Source organism: Corallococcus sp. AB045 (assembly GCF_003668895.1).
GTDB classification, from domain to species: Bacteria; Myxococcota; Myxococcia; order Myxococcales; family Myxococcaceae; genus Corallococcus; species Corallococcus coralloides.
Genome location: NZ_RAWN01000117.1, coordinates 1 through 16,646, shown reverse-complemented (window position 1 = coordinate 16,646; position 16,646 = coordinate 1). Strand labels below are relative to the sequence as shown.

Below are 16,646 nucleotides of genomic sequence, written 5' to 3'. Positions count from 1 at the left end.
GCCCGTGACCACGGTGTCGTCCGCGACGAAGCCGGCGGCTCGGGCGACACGAGTGACCACGCCACCAAGCCCCGCGGGCACCGCGCGCATCACGGGTCGCGTGCTGGGACCCCACGGTCCGGCCGCGGGTGTGCGCGTCTCCGCGTCCCGCGTGGAGCCTGGGGTCACGCTGTCGGAGCGGTCCTGTCCCAATCCTTCCGGCCAGGACGACGCGCGGGCTCCGGCCCTCAAGAGCGGCGCGTGCAGCTTCGACTCCGAACGCATGCAGTGGGAGTCCGTGGAGGCCCGTGATGGCGAAGCCCCCGTGTTCGCGGAGGCGGCCACGGACGCGGAGGGCCGCTTCGTGCTGGAGGGGCTGCCCGAGGGCCTCGTCACGCTCTGGGCCCTGGGCGACACGGGCGCGGTGTCACAGGGGGGCGTGGCGGTGGGCTCGAACGACGTGGTGCTGACGCTGGAGCAGGGCATCCTCTTCGAGGGGACCGTCACGGACACGGACCGCAAGACACCCATCCCCGACGCGCGGGTGACGCTCGTCTCCCGCTGGCACACGCGCTTCTTCGACGCGACCACTGACGTCGAGGGCCGCTTCATCGTGGGCCCCCTCCCCCAGGGCGACTACGCCGCCTCCGTCACCGCGGAGGGCCGGTCCCCGTGGTTCAAGCCGGAAGTCGAATCGCTCACCGCCATGCAGCCCGTGGTGCTCGCGCGTGCGCTCTCGCTCTCAGGACAGGTTCTCTCCGTGGACGGCGCGCCGGTGCCGGGCATCCTGGTGCACCTCGAAGGTGACACCGCGACGGCGTCCACCCAGCGCACCACGACCGATGGGGAGGGACGCTTCCGCTTCACCGCGCCCGCCGTCCTCCACCAGCTCACCGCGGAAGCAGGGGGCGCGTTCGCCACGCTGGATGTGACGCCGCCCCTGGAGCACGTGGAGCTGCGGCTCCAGCCCGGCGTGTTCGTCACGGGCACGGTGCGCGATGACGCCGGCAGCCCCATTCCCAACGCACGCGTGGAGACCTACCGGGAAGACGGCGGTCCCGTCACCGCCGAGGCGACCACCGTGACGGACGCGGGGGGCCGCTACCAGTTGGGCCCCACGCGGCCCGGGCCGCATACCTTCCGGATCCTCGCGCCCCACCACCTGGACGTGGAGCTGCATGCGCAGAAGCTCCAGCAGGGCATGGCGCCCCTGGACTTCACGCTCCGGCGCGCACAGAGCGTGGAGGGCCGCGTCGTCGACACGTCAGGCGCTCCAGTCGAGGGCATCCTCCTGACGCTGTCAGGGAATCGCCTGGGCGATAGGGACGACATCGACGCAGGTGGCGCCCGTCGCTCGGATGCCACCGGGCACTTCGTCCTGGACGTGAAGCGCGCGGGGACGGGTGAGCTGTCCGTGGAGGATCCATCCTTCCAGCGTCAAACCCTCGCGGTGCGAGTCCCCTCGCGGGATGTCGTCGTGGTGCTGGACCGGGGCGCCTCCGTGTCCGGCACCGTTTCCGATTCGCGAGGGCTGCCGCTGCGGGCAGCCACCGTGACGTTGGGGACGGAGGCGCAGGAGGACGCGCCATACGAAGAGCCGCGCCAGACCCTGACGGACGAACAGGGGCGCTTCCATCTGCAAGGGATTGCCCCGGGCACGTACCTCCTGGAGGCCGTTGTCCAGGGAGACCTGATGGACGCATCCGTGTCCCAGCCCATCACGTTCCAGGCGCGCGAACACCGGGACGTGTCCCTGCGCATGGAAGCAGGCCGTGAGCGCTCCGGCATCGCGGTGGATGGGGCGGGACAGCCGCTCGCGGACGTCGCCATCACGGCGGAGCTCCCGGAGAGCGCCTCATCGGAGTGGCGCGACGTCGATGACGACGGACCTTCCGGACTCCGCACAGGTCCGGACGGACGCTTCACCTTGCGAGGGCTCGTGGCCCCCCGTTACGCGCTGTGGGCCCACCTGCCGGGCTACACCTTCCGCCCCGGGCGCTCACAGGGAGGCGAACCCAACGCGGAGCAAGGCAGCCTCTGGGTGGACTCCGGTGCGGATCCCCTCCAACTCGTGCTGGAGCGCGACGGACGCATCCGGGGCCGCGTCGTGGATCCGGGAGGACAGGCCGTCACCTCGTTCAAGGTGACTGGCCGCCACGACTTCGGACAGTCCACCGAGTCGCCGGACGGCGACTTCGAGATTCCGTTCTCCGCCGCGGGCCCGGCCATGCTGACCGTGACGGCCCCCGGCTTCATGCCACTGGAGCGCGCCGTGACACTGTCGGAAGGCGTGGACCTGGACCTGGGCGTGCTGACGCTCGACCCTGGCTGGACGCTGCGGCTCGCGGTCCACGACGCGGAGACCGGCGAAGCCCTGTCCCAACTGGAATCCTTCCGCGCGACCCTCACCGAGCCAGGAGACTCCGACATCGCCCGCGCGATGTCGCGTCCCCGGAGCGTCTCTCTTCGCGACGGTGTCTACACCCTGTCGCAGCTGCCGCCCCCGCCCTTCACCCTGTCGCTCCAGAGCCGGAACACGCGCCCCTTCGAGCAGGAGGTGACGGCCCGCGTGGACACGCTCACCGTGGCCCTGGACCGCGCCGCGACGGTGCGGCTCCTGGCGCAGGACACGAACGGAACGCCCCTGCCCGCGCTCGTCTCGCTGAAGGAGGTGGGGAGATTTCCCATGACCCGCTACCAGGACTTCGCCCCAGGGGGCACGCTCGTCATCCGGGGTGTCGAACCGGGCGAGTACCTGCTGGATGCCCGCGCGGCCGACCCGGAAGAAGGGCCCCGCTTCACGCCCCGGAAGGTGCGGATTCCCCTCCGGGGCGAGGTGACCTTCACCGTGGAGGCCGCCCCTCCGTAGCATCAATGAAAACGGCGGCCTTCCCTGGGGAAGGCCGCCGCTCTCACTGCTTCAGGCTCCGGACTACTGAGCGGTGGTGATGGTGCCCACCGCCACGTTGATGGTCTGCAGCGAGCCGGAAGCCGGCAGCGCGTGCGCCTTGAGGACGGTCAGCGGCACCACGGTACCGGCCGGCATCTCGGCGGTGGCCTTCACGGTCAGCGCCACGGACAGCAGCGCGCCGTTGTACGCGTGCGCCGGAGCGCCCTTCTGGTACACGCCCACGCTCAGCATGCCGCCCTTCACGGCCGACTTGAGCAACTGGGGCGCGGTGCCAAGGTCGTAGCCAGCGTTGGCCACGTACTCGGAGCCGTCCACGGTGGACCAGGACGCGGTGTCCGCATCCAGCCCCAGCGTCAGGTCCGCGCCACGGCCGGACTGACCCGTGGGGCCCACCAGGTCCAGCACCAGCGTGTTGCCCGAGGACAGGCTGGCGTTGCGAACCAGGCGCCAGCCCGTACCCGTGGGGTCCACGTACTTCACCGTGCCGGCGACGGGCACGGTGATGACGGCGGAGTCCTTCTGCGACGGATTCGCCACGCTGGTGGCCGTCACGGTGTACGTGCCCGGCTTGTTCGGCGCGGTGTACACGCCGGCGCTGGTGACGCTGCCGTTGGCCGAACCGCCCTCCACGGCCCAGGTCACCGCGACGACGGAGCTGCCCGTGACTTCGGCCGCGAGGTTGACGGCGCCCCCCTGGTCCACGGTGGCCGTCTTCGGAGAGACCGTCACCGTCACCGTCGGAAGGACGACACCGCTCACGGTGAGGGTGGCCGAGTCGGACTTCGTCGGATCCGCCACGCTGATGGCCGTCACGGTGAACGTGCCATCGCGGCGCGGCGCCCGGTACACGCCCGTGCTGCTCACGGTGCCGTTGTCGTCACCGCCCTCCACGGACCACTGCACCGCGAGGTTGTTGGTCCCGGTGACCTGCGCGGACAGGGAGAAGGCGGCATCCTGCGCCACCGTGCCCGTCTTCGGAGAGACCGTCACCACCACCGTCTCGACGACGACGGGGTCCACCCGGATGGTGGCCGTGGCCTTCTTCGTCGGGTCCGCCACGCTGGTGGCCGTCACGGTGAACGAGCCCGTCTTCTTCGGCGCGCGGTACACGCCCGTGCTGCTGACGTAGCCGTTCGCGTCACCACCCTCCACGGACCACTGCACCGCGAGGTTGTTGGTGCCGGTGACCCCGGCCGTCAGTTGGACCGTGCCATCCCACGTCGTGCTGCCCGACGTGGGGCTCACCGTCAGCTTCACCTCCTCGACGACGACCGGCTCCACCGTGATGGAGGCGGAGCCCTTCTTCGTCGGGTCCGCCACGCTGGTGGCCGTCACGGTGAACGTGCCGGACTTGCTCGGCGCCGTGTACCGGCCCGTGCTGCTGACGGTGCCGTTCTCGTCGCCACCCTCCACGGACCACTGCACCGCGGTGATGGAGGAACCGGAGACCTCCGCCGTGAGGTCCGTGACGGTCCCCTGCCCGATGGTCACCACCTCCGGCGTCACCTTCACGATGACCGTCGGAGTCTGGACTGCCTCCACCTTGACGGTGGCCGTGTCCTTCTTCGAGGTGTCCACCGCGTTGGTGGCCACCACGGTGTACGTGCCGGCCTCGGCCGGCGCGGTGTAGATGCCCGAGCTGCTGATGGTGCCGCGGGAGTCGCCTCCCTCCACCGACCAGAGCACGCGCGTTTTCTTCGCGTCCTTCACCGAAGCGCTGAAGGTCGTCTTCTCACCGGCCTTCACCGTGACGGTCTTCGGAGTCACCGTCACCGGCCCCGAGTCGGGGTCGGAGCAGGCCGCCAGCGCCCCAATCAGGAGCGGAACAATGAGCTTCATCCACGTTTTCATGGGGAATTACCGTCCGAACTGGCTGACGAAGAGGGTGATGTCGTTGTCGTTCACAGAGCCGGCGCCGTCGAGGTTGGTCTCCTCGGAGCCGTTGGTGCCGTAGTCCTGCGCGAGCAGGCCCATGTCCTCTCCGTCCACGACGTTGTCGCCATTGATGTCGCCCGTGTAGACCTGGATGGCCGCCACGGCCTTCGCCGTCGGTACCACGACGCTCGCCGCGGACACGTGGCACAGGCCACGGGCCACCGGCGCCGCGTAGATGCCGTCCGCGTTGACGGTGCCGCACACGCGGCCCTCCGCCACGGACCAGGTCACCTCCGTGTTCACCACGTTCGCCACGTTCGCCTGCAAGGCGACGGAGCCACCCACCGGCACCACGTGCTGCGCCTCCAGGAACTCCACCGTGACGGGCAGGAGCGTGAAGGGCGTGGTCGCCTTGGCCGAGTTGCCGTAGGCGTCGTACGCCACCGCCTCGAGGATGTGCTCCCCCGGCGCCAGCGGAATCGGGAACAGCGGCAGCGTGTACGGCGCGGACGAGACCCGGCCCTTCAGGGCGCCGTCCACGTAGAACTCCACGTACACAACGCCCGTGTCGTCGGTGGCCTCGGCCCGCATCGCGTAGGTCTCGAACAGGCCCTCCACGCTGGCGGTGATGTGCGGCGCGCCCTGGTCCTGGAGGGTGGAGTTGCGCACCTCGAAGGTCACCGTGCGCTCCGTCACGTTGCCTGCCTTGTCCGTGGCCACCGCCTTGAACTGGTGCGGGCCGTTGGACAGGCTCCTCGTGTCGAACGCCTTCGCGTAGACGCCCTGGACGTCCGTGAACGAGGCCGCCGGGGCGTCGTCCACCAGGAACGCGAGGCTGGACGTCCAGACTTTGTCGCTCACGGAGGCCGTGAGCTGCACCGTCCCGTAGCTGCCCTCGACCGCCACGGAGAGCGTGGGGCTCTCTATGTCCGCCTGGGTGGACGTGACCAGGTTGACGTCATCCAGGAAGAACTGGGTGACTCCGCCCGTCACCTGCGCGACCGCCGTCTGGTCCGCGTCGAAGAACAACTGCACCGTCTGGCCCTTGTACGAGGTCAGGTCGAAGCGGTGCAGGCGGTACTCCCCGCCGGTGTCATCCAGGTTGGAGAGCGTCTTCAGCGTCGCCAGCTCGGTGCCGGCGGAGTCCCGCAGCTTCGCGCTGATGGTGTGGCGGGCCACGGCGTCGGTGAACGCACCGTTGTAGAGGCGCAGCCAGAAGCTGTAGATGGCCGAGGTCGCGGTCGCCGGAATGGCCACGGATTGACGGACGGAGTGCCGCGCCGGACCCGCGTTGGTATAGAAGACGTACATGCGGCTGCCGGTGTGCGCGAAGGACGCGCTGGTGAGGATGCCCGTCGAGCCCGACTGCGTCGTCGCGCTCGTCCAGTTCGTGGAGGCCTCGAAGCTGGGGTTGAGCACGAGCTGGGTGGACGTGGTGTCCACGTAGAACGTCACCGCGGGAGAATCCCCCACGTTGCCATCCGCGTCCGTGGCCCGGGCGACGAGCGTGTGCGCGCCGGCCGTCAGCGTGGAGAGGTTGACGACCCGGGTGAACGACTTGACCGAGTTGCCCAGGGACACGCCGTCGACGAGGAACTCCACCGCGTTGACGAAGCCGTTGTCGGACACGTCCGCGAAGTAGCCCACGCGCGTGCCGGAGAAGACCACGTTGGCCGCCACCCGGGGCGCCTCGGCGTCCGCCGCGCGGGTGACGCGCAGCGAGAAGTCATCCACATGGAAGTTGGTGGCGAGCGAGGCGTTCTCGCTGCCTTCCAGGAAGATTCGCACCGTCTGGCCCGCGTAGGCCGTCAGGTCCACGCTCTGCTGCGTATAGCCCAGCGTCGAATCCAGGTTGGACCACGTCGCCACCGTCCCCAGCACCGTGCCCGAGGTGTCGCGCACCTGCAGCGTCAGCGTGTCGCGCACGGCGGTGGTCGTCGTCTCGGAGGTGGTGATGTTGAGGAAGAAGGTCAGCGCGGCCTTGGTGACGCCGGCGGGAAGGGTGACGTCCTGCCACAGCCGGTCGACGTGCGTCGTGCCATAGCCGTTGAGCCATGCGAAGCCCTGGCCGTTGCGCGGGCCGGAGGAGACCGGGAAGTTGATGTTCGACGGGTCATCCGTCCAACCCAGGGTGTCCTGTTCGAAGCCCGGGTTGATCAGGAGCTGATCGAAGCTGTTGGAGACGGTGAAGCTCGCCGGAGCGGACGCGGTGGAGTTGCCGGCCGCGTCGAATGCCACCGCCACCAGCGCGTGCGCGCCGTTGGTCAGCGAGGTGGCGTCCAGCGGGAGCTGGTACGGCTGGGCGGAGACGAGCCCCGCCGGGGCGCCGTCGACGAAGAACTCCACGCGGGCCACGCCGACGTTGTCGTCGGCCTGCGCCTTCAACTGGAGGACAGGCGCGCTGCCAGCGACGCTCGCGACGACGGTGGGGGCCGTGCGGTCATCATACGTCCCGGCGGTGTAGCCCACGTTGATGGCCGCGAAGGCGTTCTGCACCGCGCGGTACTCGTTGGACTGGGAGCCGAAGAGGTCCGCCGCGGCCTGGAGGCTGCTGGTGCGGGCCGACAGGTAGTTGGACGACGGGAACAGGTAGACGGTGAGCGCGCGGTACCAGATGGCCGCCGCCTTGTCGTTGCCGATGCCCCTCATGCCCGCGGGCAGGTAGGTGCTGGAGAAGTCGGTGCTGAGCGCCAGCGGCTGCACGCCCTGGGACAGGAAGTAGAAGGCGCGGTTCATCGGGCCGCTGCTGTAGTGCACGTCGATGTTGCCAAGGCCCGGGTACCAGGCGTCCACGCTCGCGCCGTCCAGCGACGGGCGGAACATGATGCGCAGCGGGAACGCGCTGAGCTGCTCGCCCATGAGCCAGTTGCCGCCGGTGTCACCAATGGTGCTGCCGCGGCCGTTGGCCACCCAGAACTCCGTCAGGGCGCCGAAGATGTCCGAGTTGGCCTCGTTGAGGCCGCCGGACTCGCCGTCGTAGATGAGTTTGGCCGTCTGCGAGGTGACGCCGTGGGACATCTCGTGGCCCGTCACGTCGAGCACGCCCAGGGACCTGAAGCCGCCGGCGGCCGGGAACGAGCCGTCGCCGTAGCTCATGCAGAAGCAGCCGTCGCTCCAGAAGGCGTTGTTGTAGAGGTTGCTGGCGTGCACCCGGTTGTAGGTGGGCGAGCCGACGCCGTCGATACCGTCGCGGCCGAGGATCTTCTTGTAGAAGTCCCAGGTCGCCAGCAGGCCGAAGTGCGCGTCGACGGCGGCCGTCTGGCCGTTGGTGCTCAGGGTGTTGTTGGCACCCACGATGTAGTTCTGCCCGTCGCCCCAGACGTTGTCGGCGTCCGTGTAGAGGGTCAGCGTGGGGATGACGCCGTTCTGCACGGCGGCGTGGTTGACGTCGTAGGTCCGGATGCCCTCGCCGCCGGCGCGCGTGACATCGCGCAGCTCGAAGAGGCCCTGGGCGTTCTGGAAGACGTCCAACGGGACGTCACCGCTGTACTGCGAGTGGCCGAGGCCCTTGGCGGCGGCCGTCTGGAGCGAGTTCCACTGCTTCAGCACCTCGCCCGACTGCGCGTCGACGATGAAGTCCGTGTGCTTGACGCCGTCCTTCGCGTTCTCCAGCTCGGTGTGCACGTGGTACGCGAGCCGGTAGCTGACGACCTGCGTGTCGAAGTCCGCCGCGTTCTGCTCAGCGACCGGCTTGCCGGGGTAGCGGTTCACGAGCCGCGTCAGGGGGTAGACGATGAGCTCGCTCTTCGGCGTGACGGCGAACTCGCCCTTGGGCGCCAATTCCTGGGTGGCCTTCGTCACCGCGGACTTCGCGTCCAGCCTGGGCGTCACGCCCAGGCGGATGCCCTTGCGCAGGCCGTCGGTGGTGATGCGGATGTCCTCCGCGGACAGTCCCTGGTGGGTGATGGCCATGGCGCCCCACACGGGTACGCCCTGGTATGTCTGCTCGAAGCGCGCGTGCGTCTGGCCAAAGGAGTCCGTGCTGGAGCTGGACAGTTGGAAATCGTCCCGCGAGCTCAGCCCGAGCTTGAGGCTTTGCGCCTTGAGGTTTGCCAGGGATTGCGCCACACGCGCTGGCTCCCGGACCTGGAGCTGCATCAGCGTGGATGGGGCAACAGGGGTGAGTTTCTCAGCCGCGAGGGATGAGCTCGCCGAGAAGAAACCGGCGAGGAGCAGAGGCCACCGGGGCCACGGCTTGGGCATGGAATTGACTCCACAGCATGCAGGGGAACTCCCGCCGTCAGCACCCGTGGGGGCGTGCTGCCGGCGAAAGGATCACGCTCATGGCGGAGGGTCTGGACAGACTCAGACCTTTCCCCCCGTGTGTTCCATGATCAGCGTAATTGTCCACCAGTATACAGTGTCGAAATCCCAAGAAAATGGGGGGAAGCCCTGAGCCACGAAACGGCCACGGAAATCACTCGGAGTCACGACGTATCCACTCCAAGTCCCGTGAGTCTGAAGGGGCGCCGCACCCACATCGCTGACTTCGCCTGGGCTAGTTGGCGCGCTCCCACGCGTCCTGCCAGGCCATGCCCGTGCCCGGCGCGTAGTGCGACGCCGCGCCCTTGCACCAGCCGGAGTACGGGAAGGGCTTGCAGCGGTAGATGAGCCCGTCGGTGCCCTCCACCAACGTGCCCGCCGTGTAGCTGTCGATGCCCGCCGGGTACTTGTACTGCGCGGATCCGCCGGTGGACGGCTTCTCGATGTCCACCTGGAACGAGTAGCCCGTCTCCTTCGTGTACACGCGGTTGCCCAGCGCGTCCTGCACCGGCGTCACGCTGCCAGTCGTCTGGAGCACGCCCACCTGCACGCGGCTGGAGCCCGCGTTCACCTGCTGCGCCAGCCGATACATCCACGTGGCCGCGGGCGTGGCCGCGTCGAGTGTCAGCGGATACGACTCGGCGTCGCGGCCCGCGCTGTCGAAGAGGCGGAACGTCACCTTGCTCGACTTGGGCAGGTCCTCGCGCGCCTGCACCTGGCCCAATTCCTTCCACGACACCGGCGGGGGCGGCGTGTTGCTGAATTTCACGTCCGTGCAGGCGTAGAAGGCCTCCGGGCTGTCCGCGCGCTGCCAGATGGCGTAGATGACGTGCGAGCCCGTCCGGGTCGCAGGGAACGGGCAGTTGAGCCGGTAGCGGTTGTTCACCGCGGACACGTTGGTGACGTTGCAGAACGGCGTCGACTCCAGGTCCGGCCACTTCAGGGGCAGCGCCGGGTTGTAGCCCTCCTTCGTCACGAAGAGCTGGAAGTAGCCCGTGGCGTGCACCGCGGTGGCGTGGAAGACGAACTCGAAGCGGCCGCTGCTGTCCGGGGTGATGAGCGTGGACGGCCAGTCCGTGCGCGCCAGGTCCAATCCCTTGTGACTCTCATTGGCGGCGCTGCACAGCTTGCCGTCGGGGATGATTTCGCGGTGACGCCCGTTGGCGGCGCCCTGCCGGACGCCGTTCCAGTCATACAGCGCCTGCGTCCCACCGGCCTGCACCATGGCCTTGCACGCGGCGGACCTGGGACTCTCCGGCCCTTCCTTGAAACATCCATAGACGCGGCTCAGCGGTACTTCCATGGAGCCGTGCGCCGCCGCCGGACCGGCGGACAGCAGGGAGACAAAAGCGAGCGACGCGGTGAAGGCCTTGCGGATTGCTGGGAACATCCCTTCCTCCTCTGTTCGAAAACAAAGGAGGAAAGGCGGAGGCGAATCGGGTCAACGGCCGCTCAAGCCAGCAGCTCCGTCAGCAGGCCCTTGGGCAGCGTGGGGTCGCCGAAGTCGTCCAGCGGCCCGCCGGCCGCGTTCTTCAGGCCCACCGCGGCGCCAAGGGTGTTGAGCATCTTGTTGAGGTTGGGGCTGCTGTTGCCGCCCGCCGCCGTCACCGCCACGCCCTGCTTGAGATAGCCGTTGCAGCTGCCCGCCAGGATGAACGGGATGTGGCGCGCCGAGTGAGCCGGCCCGTTGCCCAGGTCGTTGAACCAGACGGACACCCCCTGGTCGACCAGCTTCTTGCCGTTCGGCAGGGCGTACGCCGCCAGCTGGTCCAGCAGGTAGTTGAAGGTCTGCGCGAACTGCGCGTCCACGCGCGAGTGCAGCACGTCCGACCCCGCGATGATGCCGCCCGACGCGTCGTGCGACGCGCGGCGATGGGAGATGTAGTGGAAGTTCTCCATCAGCTGCCCCGTCGTGGGGTCGCGGTAGCGCGTGGCGCTGTCGTTGCCGTTGCCCACCTGGATGGCCACCGAGCGCGTGGTGCCGCACGCCACCGCCAGCACCGCGATGTCCATGTGCAGCCGCACCGTGGCCAGCACCTCGTCGCCGTCCGTGCTGCTGTAGCCGGGCGCCTGCTGCTGGAGCCGCAGCTCCTCGTCCGCGCGAGCGCGGCAGCTGAGCGCCACCTCCAGGTCGCGCACGTTGGACAGGTGCAGGTCCAGGCGCTGCCGGTCCGTGCTGCTCAACTCCGGCCGCGACTGGAGCGCCTTCAGCTGGCCCGACACCAGGTCGTTGAGGCTCTTCTGGCGCACCAGCATCTGCTCGCGCGCCTCCGGCGAGAGGCCCCCGGGGCCCCCCACCATGGTCTGGTAGGCCACCCACGGGTCGTGCAGCGCGGCCCGGCGCGAAGCGCTGCCCCGGTGGGAGATGCAGGGGCCGCCCAGCCACCCGCCGGCCTGCCCCGCGTAGAGGTAGAGCGAGTCGCGCTTCTGCGGGTTCAGCTCGCGGCCGATGCGGTGGTCCAGCGACTCACCGGACGCCTCGGAGTCGCCGCCCACGCCCTCCACGGCGGGGCCCCGCGCGGTGAGGCACTGCAGCGCCCCGCGGGCGTGGCCGTCCCCGTAGTTGTAGTCCTTCATGTTGACGTTGCGCACCACCAGCAGGCGCGCGCGGTGGTCCGCCAGCTCCACCAGCGACTTGCCCGCGAGCGTCGTGGTGGAGAGGTTGCCCAGCGGCTCCGGCCAGAAGCGCTCCGGCTCATTGCCCAGCTCGGAGGTGCTCTGCGCGGCGGCCACGCCATCCGCCTGGCGAAGGAAGATGGCGAAGGGCAGCGCGTCCGGCTCCGCCGCCTGGGCCTTGCGGGGCAACAGCCCCTCCAGCACCGGCAGCCCCAGCATGACCCCACCCAGGCCCTGCAACACGCGTCGACGGCTCAGTTTCACGGCAGCTCCTCCGGGTGGCGAGTCACGAAGCCCACGCCCGTCACGACCTCGACGACCAGGTCCACGATGGGCAGCTGACCGGACTGCGACAGCTTGCCCAGCCGCGCCACCAGCGCGTCGTCCTCCGCCACGGCGGGGCGTCCGCTCAGGAACTCCACCCAGTGGCGCGCGTAGCACTCGTGCACTGCCTGCGTGGCCGCGAGCGCGTCCGCCAGGTCCAGCGCGTCCTTCACCGACACCTTCTGTCCGCCGATGCCCGGCACCGACGAGGCATCCACCGGATGCCCGTTGTCCGTCGTGCGGTAGCCGCCCACGGCGTCGAAGTTCTCGAACGGGAAGCCCAGCGGGTTGATGAGCGTCGAGTGGCAGGACGCGCACACCGTGCCGGGCGCCTCCGTGTGCGACGTCACCACCTCGCGGTTGGTGCGGCCATTGGGCGAGGGCAGCGCGGGGATGTTGGCCGGCGGCGCGCCAATCTTCTGGCACAGCAGGTGCTCCGACAGGAACACGCCGCGGTGGATGGGGTCCGGGTCGATGGACGTCGCGTGCGACGCGAGGAAGCCCACCTGCGTGAGCACGCCCCGGCGCTGCGTCCCGTCCAGCGTCACCGGCACGAAGTCCGCGGTGAACGTCCCGGTGAGGCCGTAGATGCGCGCCAGCTCGTCGTTGACGAAGGTGTCGCGCGACGTGAGCAGGTCCGCGAAGCGCCCCTTGCGCCCGAAGACGACGTCCTGGACGAAGAGCGCGTTCTCCTTCGCCGCGGACTCCGCCAGCTTCGTGGTGACGTTGGGGAAGCGCGTCGTGTTGGGCCGGATGCTCGCGTAGCGGGGCACGTCGAAGACGGCCTGGTGGTAGGCGTCCACCACGCCGCGCGCCCGGGGGTCCGCCATCATCCGGCGCGCTTCGGAGGCCACGCCCTCGCGCTTCGCCAGCATGCCCTCGCGGGCGGCGGCGAACAGCGCGTCGTCCGGCATGGAGTTCCAGAGCGCGTAGCTCAAGCGGGACGCCACCTCGAACGCGTCCAGCGGCACCTTGCCGTCCGCCGCCTGCGTGCTGCGCTCCACGCGGTAGAGGAACAGGGGCGACTGGAGGAAGCCCTCCAGCACCAGCCGCAGGCCGCCCTGGAACGCGGCCATCGTCGGGTACGCCTGCGGGCCCTGGCGGTACAGCTTCAGGTACGTCTCCACCTCGTCCGCGGTCAGCGGGCGGCGCAGGGCACGCAGGCCGAAGGACTCCACGAACGCCTTCGCGCGGGCCTCGTCCGTGGTGCTGCCCGCCGGCAGCAGCTTGCCCAGCTTCGTCGCGTCCGTGGCCACCTGCCCGGCCAGGTCCGCCGCCGCGCGCTGGTAGGCACCCCACAGCGCCTCGTCCACCGACAGCGCGCGGGCGTCGTTGTCGAAGAGGAAGCCACTCTGGGACGGATCCGCGCGGAACGACTGCGCCAGCGCCGTGGGCGCCGCGTCCAGCTTGAGCAGGTCCTTCACGCTGCTCACCCACTGCGCATGCGTCAGCCGCGCGACGCGTGCCGAGCGCGCCGCCTGCTCCACGCCAGCAGGGGGAGGCTTGTTCGTCCCGCCAGGGCCAGGATTGCGCGGATTCGCCGCGTCAGAAATCTGGCCCTCGCAGGCACTCAAGAAACTCAAGGAACCCGCGAGCAGCGCGGAAGTCCACCATCGTTGACGTAGCGCCATGGGGGGAAGCGCCTCCGTTCGTTGGAGGTCATCCCACTGGGGAAGCGTCAGGAAGTCAATCCGTACACCGGCCGGCCGGGCCCCGTATCACATGAATACTGGAAACCGCTGCCGGCACCGGATCCGCCGGGTGCTCAGCCCGGGATGAGGAAGCGCGCGATGACGCGCTTGAGGCCCACGGTGCCGCCGAACTCCACGGTGACCTTGGCGTTGGGGCCACTGCCCTCCGCGGCGACGATTCGGCCGGAGCCGAACTGTTCGTGGCGCACGCGCATGCCGCGCACGTCGCCCCCCACGCCGTCCATGTCGGACGAGGCTTGCGAATAGCTGCGGTCCACGCGCGGGCCCGTCTCGTCGTCGTCCCAGCTGCGGCGGCGCTGCGGCATGGCGGCGGCGCGCGGCGGAGGCGGCAGGTCGTTCTCCTTGAAGCCGAACAAGGCCTGCGGCACGTCCGCGAGGAAGCGGCTGGGCGGGTTGTACTTGAGCTCGCCAAAGAGGGAGCGGCACTGCGCCAGGCTCACGAAGAGCCGCTTGCGCGCGCGGGTGAAGCCCACGTAGCAGAGCCTCCGCTCCTCGGCCATCTCCTCGCCGCCGTCCGGGTCGTCGCTCTTGAGCGCGCGCGAGTGCGGGAAGACGCCCTCCTCCAGGCCGGTGAGGAACACGGCGTCGAACTCCAGGCCCTTGGCAGCGTGCAGCGTCATCAGCGCCACGCGGCCCTCGCTCACCTCCGCGTCGGCCTCACCCACCAAGCTGATCTGCTCCAGGAAGGCCTGCAGCGGCGGCACGTCCGCGGTGAGCGGCGCGGAGTCCACGCCCTCCGGCGCCTCCTCCTCGCGCGCCTCCAGCGCGGCGGCGGAGGCCACCATGTCGGACGCGCGCTTCAGGTCGAACTCCTGCGCCGCGCCCAGGAGTTCCTTCAGGTTCTCCGCGCGGGTGAGCGCCTCGTCGCTGCCTTCGGCGACGAGCGTCTCCACCAGCTTCGACTCCTTCAGCATCTGGTCCACCGCGCCCGCCGCGTCCTTCGCCGTGAGGGAGAAGGCGTGCAGCGACTGGAGCAGCTGGTGGAAGCCGCCCAGCCGCTTCTGCGCGGTGGCGTTGAGAGAGGGGATGCGGTGGCGCTCGCCCAGGGCCTCGTAGAGGCTCAGGCCCTGCTCGTTCGCGAAGTCCGTCAGCCGCTCCTCGGTGGTGTCACCGATGCCGCGCGCCGGCACGTTGAGCACGCGCAACAGGTCCGCGTCCGAGCGCGGATTCACCATCAGCCGCAGGTACGCGGATGCGTCACGCACCTCCGCGCGGTCGTAGAAGCTGCGTCCGCTCACCAGCTGGTACGGCACGCGCCCGAGCCGCAGCGCCTCTTCCAGCACGCGGCTCTGCGCGTTGGTCCGGTAGAACACCGCCATGCTGGAGAACTTGATGAAGCCCTCGCGCTGGACGGCCAGGATGCGCCGGGCCACCTCCTGCGCCTCCGCGCGCTCGTCGCGGTGAAGCAGCAGCTCCAGGTTCTCCCCCTTGGGCCGCTCGCTCCAGAGCTTCTTCGCCATGCGGCGCGGGTTCTTGGAGATGACCTCGTGCGCGGCGGTGAGGATGTTCTGGTCGGAGCGGTAGTTCTGCTCCAGCTTCACCACCTTCGCGCCCGGGTACTGCATGGGGAACTGGAGGATGTTGTCCACGTCCGCGCCACGCCAGCGGTAGATGGACTGGTCGTCGTCGCCCACCACCACCAGGTTCGCGGACGGCGGCGGGGCCAGCTGGCGCAGGAACGCGTACTGCACGGGGTTGGTGTCCTGGAACTCGTCCACCAGCACGTGCATGAAGCGCGTGCGGTACCGGTCCAGCACGTCCGGCCGGTCGCGGAAGAGCTTCACGAGCAGGAGCAGCAGGTCCCCGAAGTCCACCGCGTTCGCCGCGCGCAGCAGCTTCTGGTAGCCCGCGTACACGCGCTTGACGATCTGCCCGCGCACGTCCTCCTGCTCCACGCGCATGTCCTCCGGCAGCCGCGCGGCGTTCTTCTCCTGGTCGATGCGGTGCAGGATTTCACGCGGCTGCATCACCGGCTCCACGCCCGCGTCGCGCATGGCGCGCTTCACCAGGTTGAGCTGGTCTCCGTCGTCGTAGATGAGGAAGGACCGCGTGAGGCCCGCGGCCTCCGCCTCGCGGCGCAGGATCATCGCCGCGGCCGAGTGGAACGTGCTCACCACCAGGTCGTTGGCCTGCGCGCCCAGCAACTGGGTGAGGCGCTCGCGCATCTCGCGCGCGGCCTTGTTGGTGAAGGTGACGGCCAGGATGCGCCACGGGAAGACGCGGCGGACCTTCACCAGGTGGGCCACACGGCGGGTGATGACGCGCGTCTTGCCGCTGCCGGCGCCCGACAGCACGAGCAGGGGGCCGTCGCCATGGAGGACGGCTTCCGCCTGGGGCGGGTTGAGGTCTTCGAGGAGGGCGGTTTCGTGGGCGTTCACGGAGGGTTCCACCAAGGGGAAGAACCCCGTCTTCTAACGTCTTTCGCGCGCCGGTGCCGGGTCTTCCGCCAGGCCTGCCGCCCGCCGGGCCGTCCGCCCTCGGGACGGGCAGGAGCGTGGGATATAAAAGGGTCCACCGCCCATGTCCGACACCCCGTCCCGCCCGTCCCAGGCCCAGCTCGACCGCTTCGCGGAGCTCTTCAACCAGAGCCTCACCCTGCGCCACTTCGGCGCCCGGATGTCCTTCCCCGAAGGACGCATGGTGGTGGTGGAGCTTCCAGAGGTGCAGCCGCAGCACCGGGGCGGCCTGGGGGCCTCCGCCGTCAACGGCGGCGTGCTCTCCGCCCTCTTCGACTTCGCCATCGGCTGCACCCCGGCGCTCCGGGACCCCACCCGCCGCTGCGCCACCGTCCAGCTGTCCATGAGCTTCGAGCGCCCCGCCACCGGCAACCACCTCCGGGTGGAGGCCGTCATCGACAACGGCGGCCCGTCCACCCTCTTCGCCTCCGCGAAGCTGATGGACGCGGAAGGCCGGGTGTGCGCCCGCTGCCAGGGCGTCGTGCGTGTCTCCAACCAGCAGTGGGCCTC

Annotated in this window: 8 protein-coding genes; 2 read left to right on the top strand and 6 right to left on the bottom strand. The window is 69.7% G+C overall.

Features of this window, described 5'->3' with window-relative positions; all coding sequences use genetic code 11:
• The first annotated feature begins 4 nt into the window (after positions 1-4).
• On the top strand, positions 5-2,848 hold the full coding sequence (locus D7Y21_RS25395; RefSeq protein ID WP_158627352.1) for a carboxypeptidase-like regulatory domain-containing protein: 2,844 nt from the start codon (positions 5-7) through the stop codon (positions 2,846-2,848).
• 63 nt (positions 2,849-2,911) lie between these two features.
• On the opposite strand, the gene D7Y21_RS25390 is transcribed toward D7Y21_RS25395, so the two are convergent.
• The 6 genes from D7Y21_RS25390 to D7Y21_RS25365 all read right to left on the bottom strand — a co-directional run bounded on the left by D7Y21_RS25390 (position 2,912) and on the right by D7Y21_RS25365 (position 16,058).
• Positions 2,912-4,729, bottom strand: a complete 1,818-nt coding sequence (locus D7Y21_RS25390) for a hypothetical protein (protein WP_121716222.1) — start codon at positions 4,727-4,729, stop codon at positions 2,912-2,914.
• Positions 4,730-4,747: 18 nt separating this feature from the next.
• Positions 4,748-8,833, bottom strand: coding sequence for a M4 family metallopeptidase (locus D7Y21_RS25385; protein WP_158627351.1), 4,086 nt, complete (start codon positions 8,831-8,833; stop codon positions 4,748-4,750).
• 430 nt (positions 8,834-9,263) lie between these two features.
• Positions 9,264-10,418: a lytic polysaccharide monooxygenase gene (locus D7Y21_RS25380; RefSeq protein ID WP_121716218.1), complete on the bottom strand. Its 1,155-nt coding sequence runs from the start codon at positions 10,416-10,418 to the stop codon at positions 9,264-9,266.
• 62 nt (positions 10,419-10,480) lie between these two features.
• Positions 10,481-11,908 (bottom strand): DUF1552 domain-containing protein, encoded by a 1,428-nt coding sequence (locus D7Y21_RS25375; protein ID WP_120567284.1) that lies wholly within the window; start codon positions 11,906-11,908, stop codon positions 10,481-10,483.
• Positions 11,905-13,599 carry a DUF1592 domain-containing protein gene (locus tag D7Y21_RS25370; RefSeq protein WP_199735489.1) on the bottom strand — a complete coding sequence of 565 codons (1,695 nt, stop codon included), beginning with the start codon at positions 13,597-13,599 and terminating at the stop codon, positions 11,905-11,907. Before D7Y21_RS25370 ends, D7Y21_RS25375 begins: the two co-directional genes overlap by 4 nt.
• Before the next feature lie 134 nt (positions 13,600-13,733).
• Positions 13,734-16,058 carry an ATP-dependent helicase gene (locus D7Y21_RS25365; RefSeq protein ID WP_370039198.1) on the bottom strand — a complete coding sequence of 775 codons (2,325 nt, stop codon included), beginning with the start codon at positions 16,056-16,058 and terminating at the stop codon, positions 13,734-13,736.
• 142 nt (positions 16,059-16,200) lie between these two features.
• Between D7Y21_RS25365 and D7Y21_RS25360 the strand changes: the two genes are divergently transcribed.
• The coding region (locus D7Y21_RS25360; protein ID WP_147469371.1) for a PaaI family thioesterase at positions 16,201-16,646 on the top strand (446 nt) is incomplete at its 3' end.

What these genes read in the sequence shown, in the direction of transcription:
- D7Y21_RS25390 (WP_121716222.1), bottom strand. Translation starts at nt 4,729, where the DNA reads ATGAAGCTCATTGTTCCGCTCCTGATTGGGGCGCTGGCGGCCTGCTCC.
- D7Y21_RS25380 (WP_121716218.1), bottom strand. Translation starts at nt 10,418, where the DNA reads ATGTTCCCAGCAATCCGCAAGGCCTTCACCGCGTCGCTCGCTTTTGTC.
- D7Y21_RS25370 (WP_199735489.1), bottom strand. Translation starts at nt 13,599, where the DNA reads ATGGCGCTACGTCAACGATGGTGGACTTCCGCGCTGCTCGCGGGTTCC.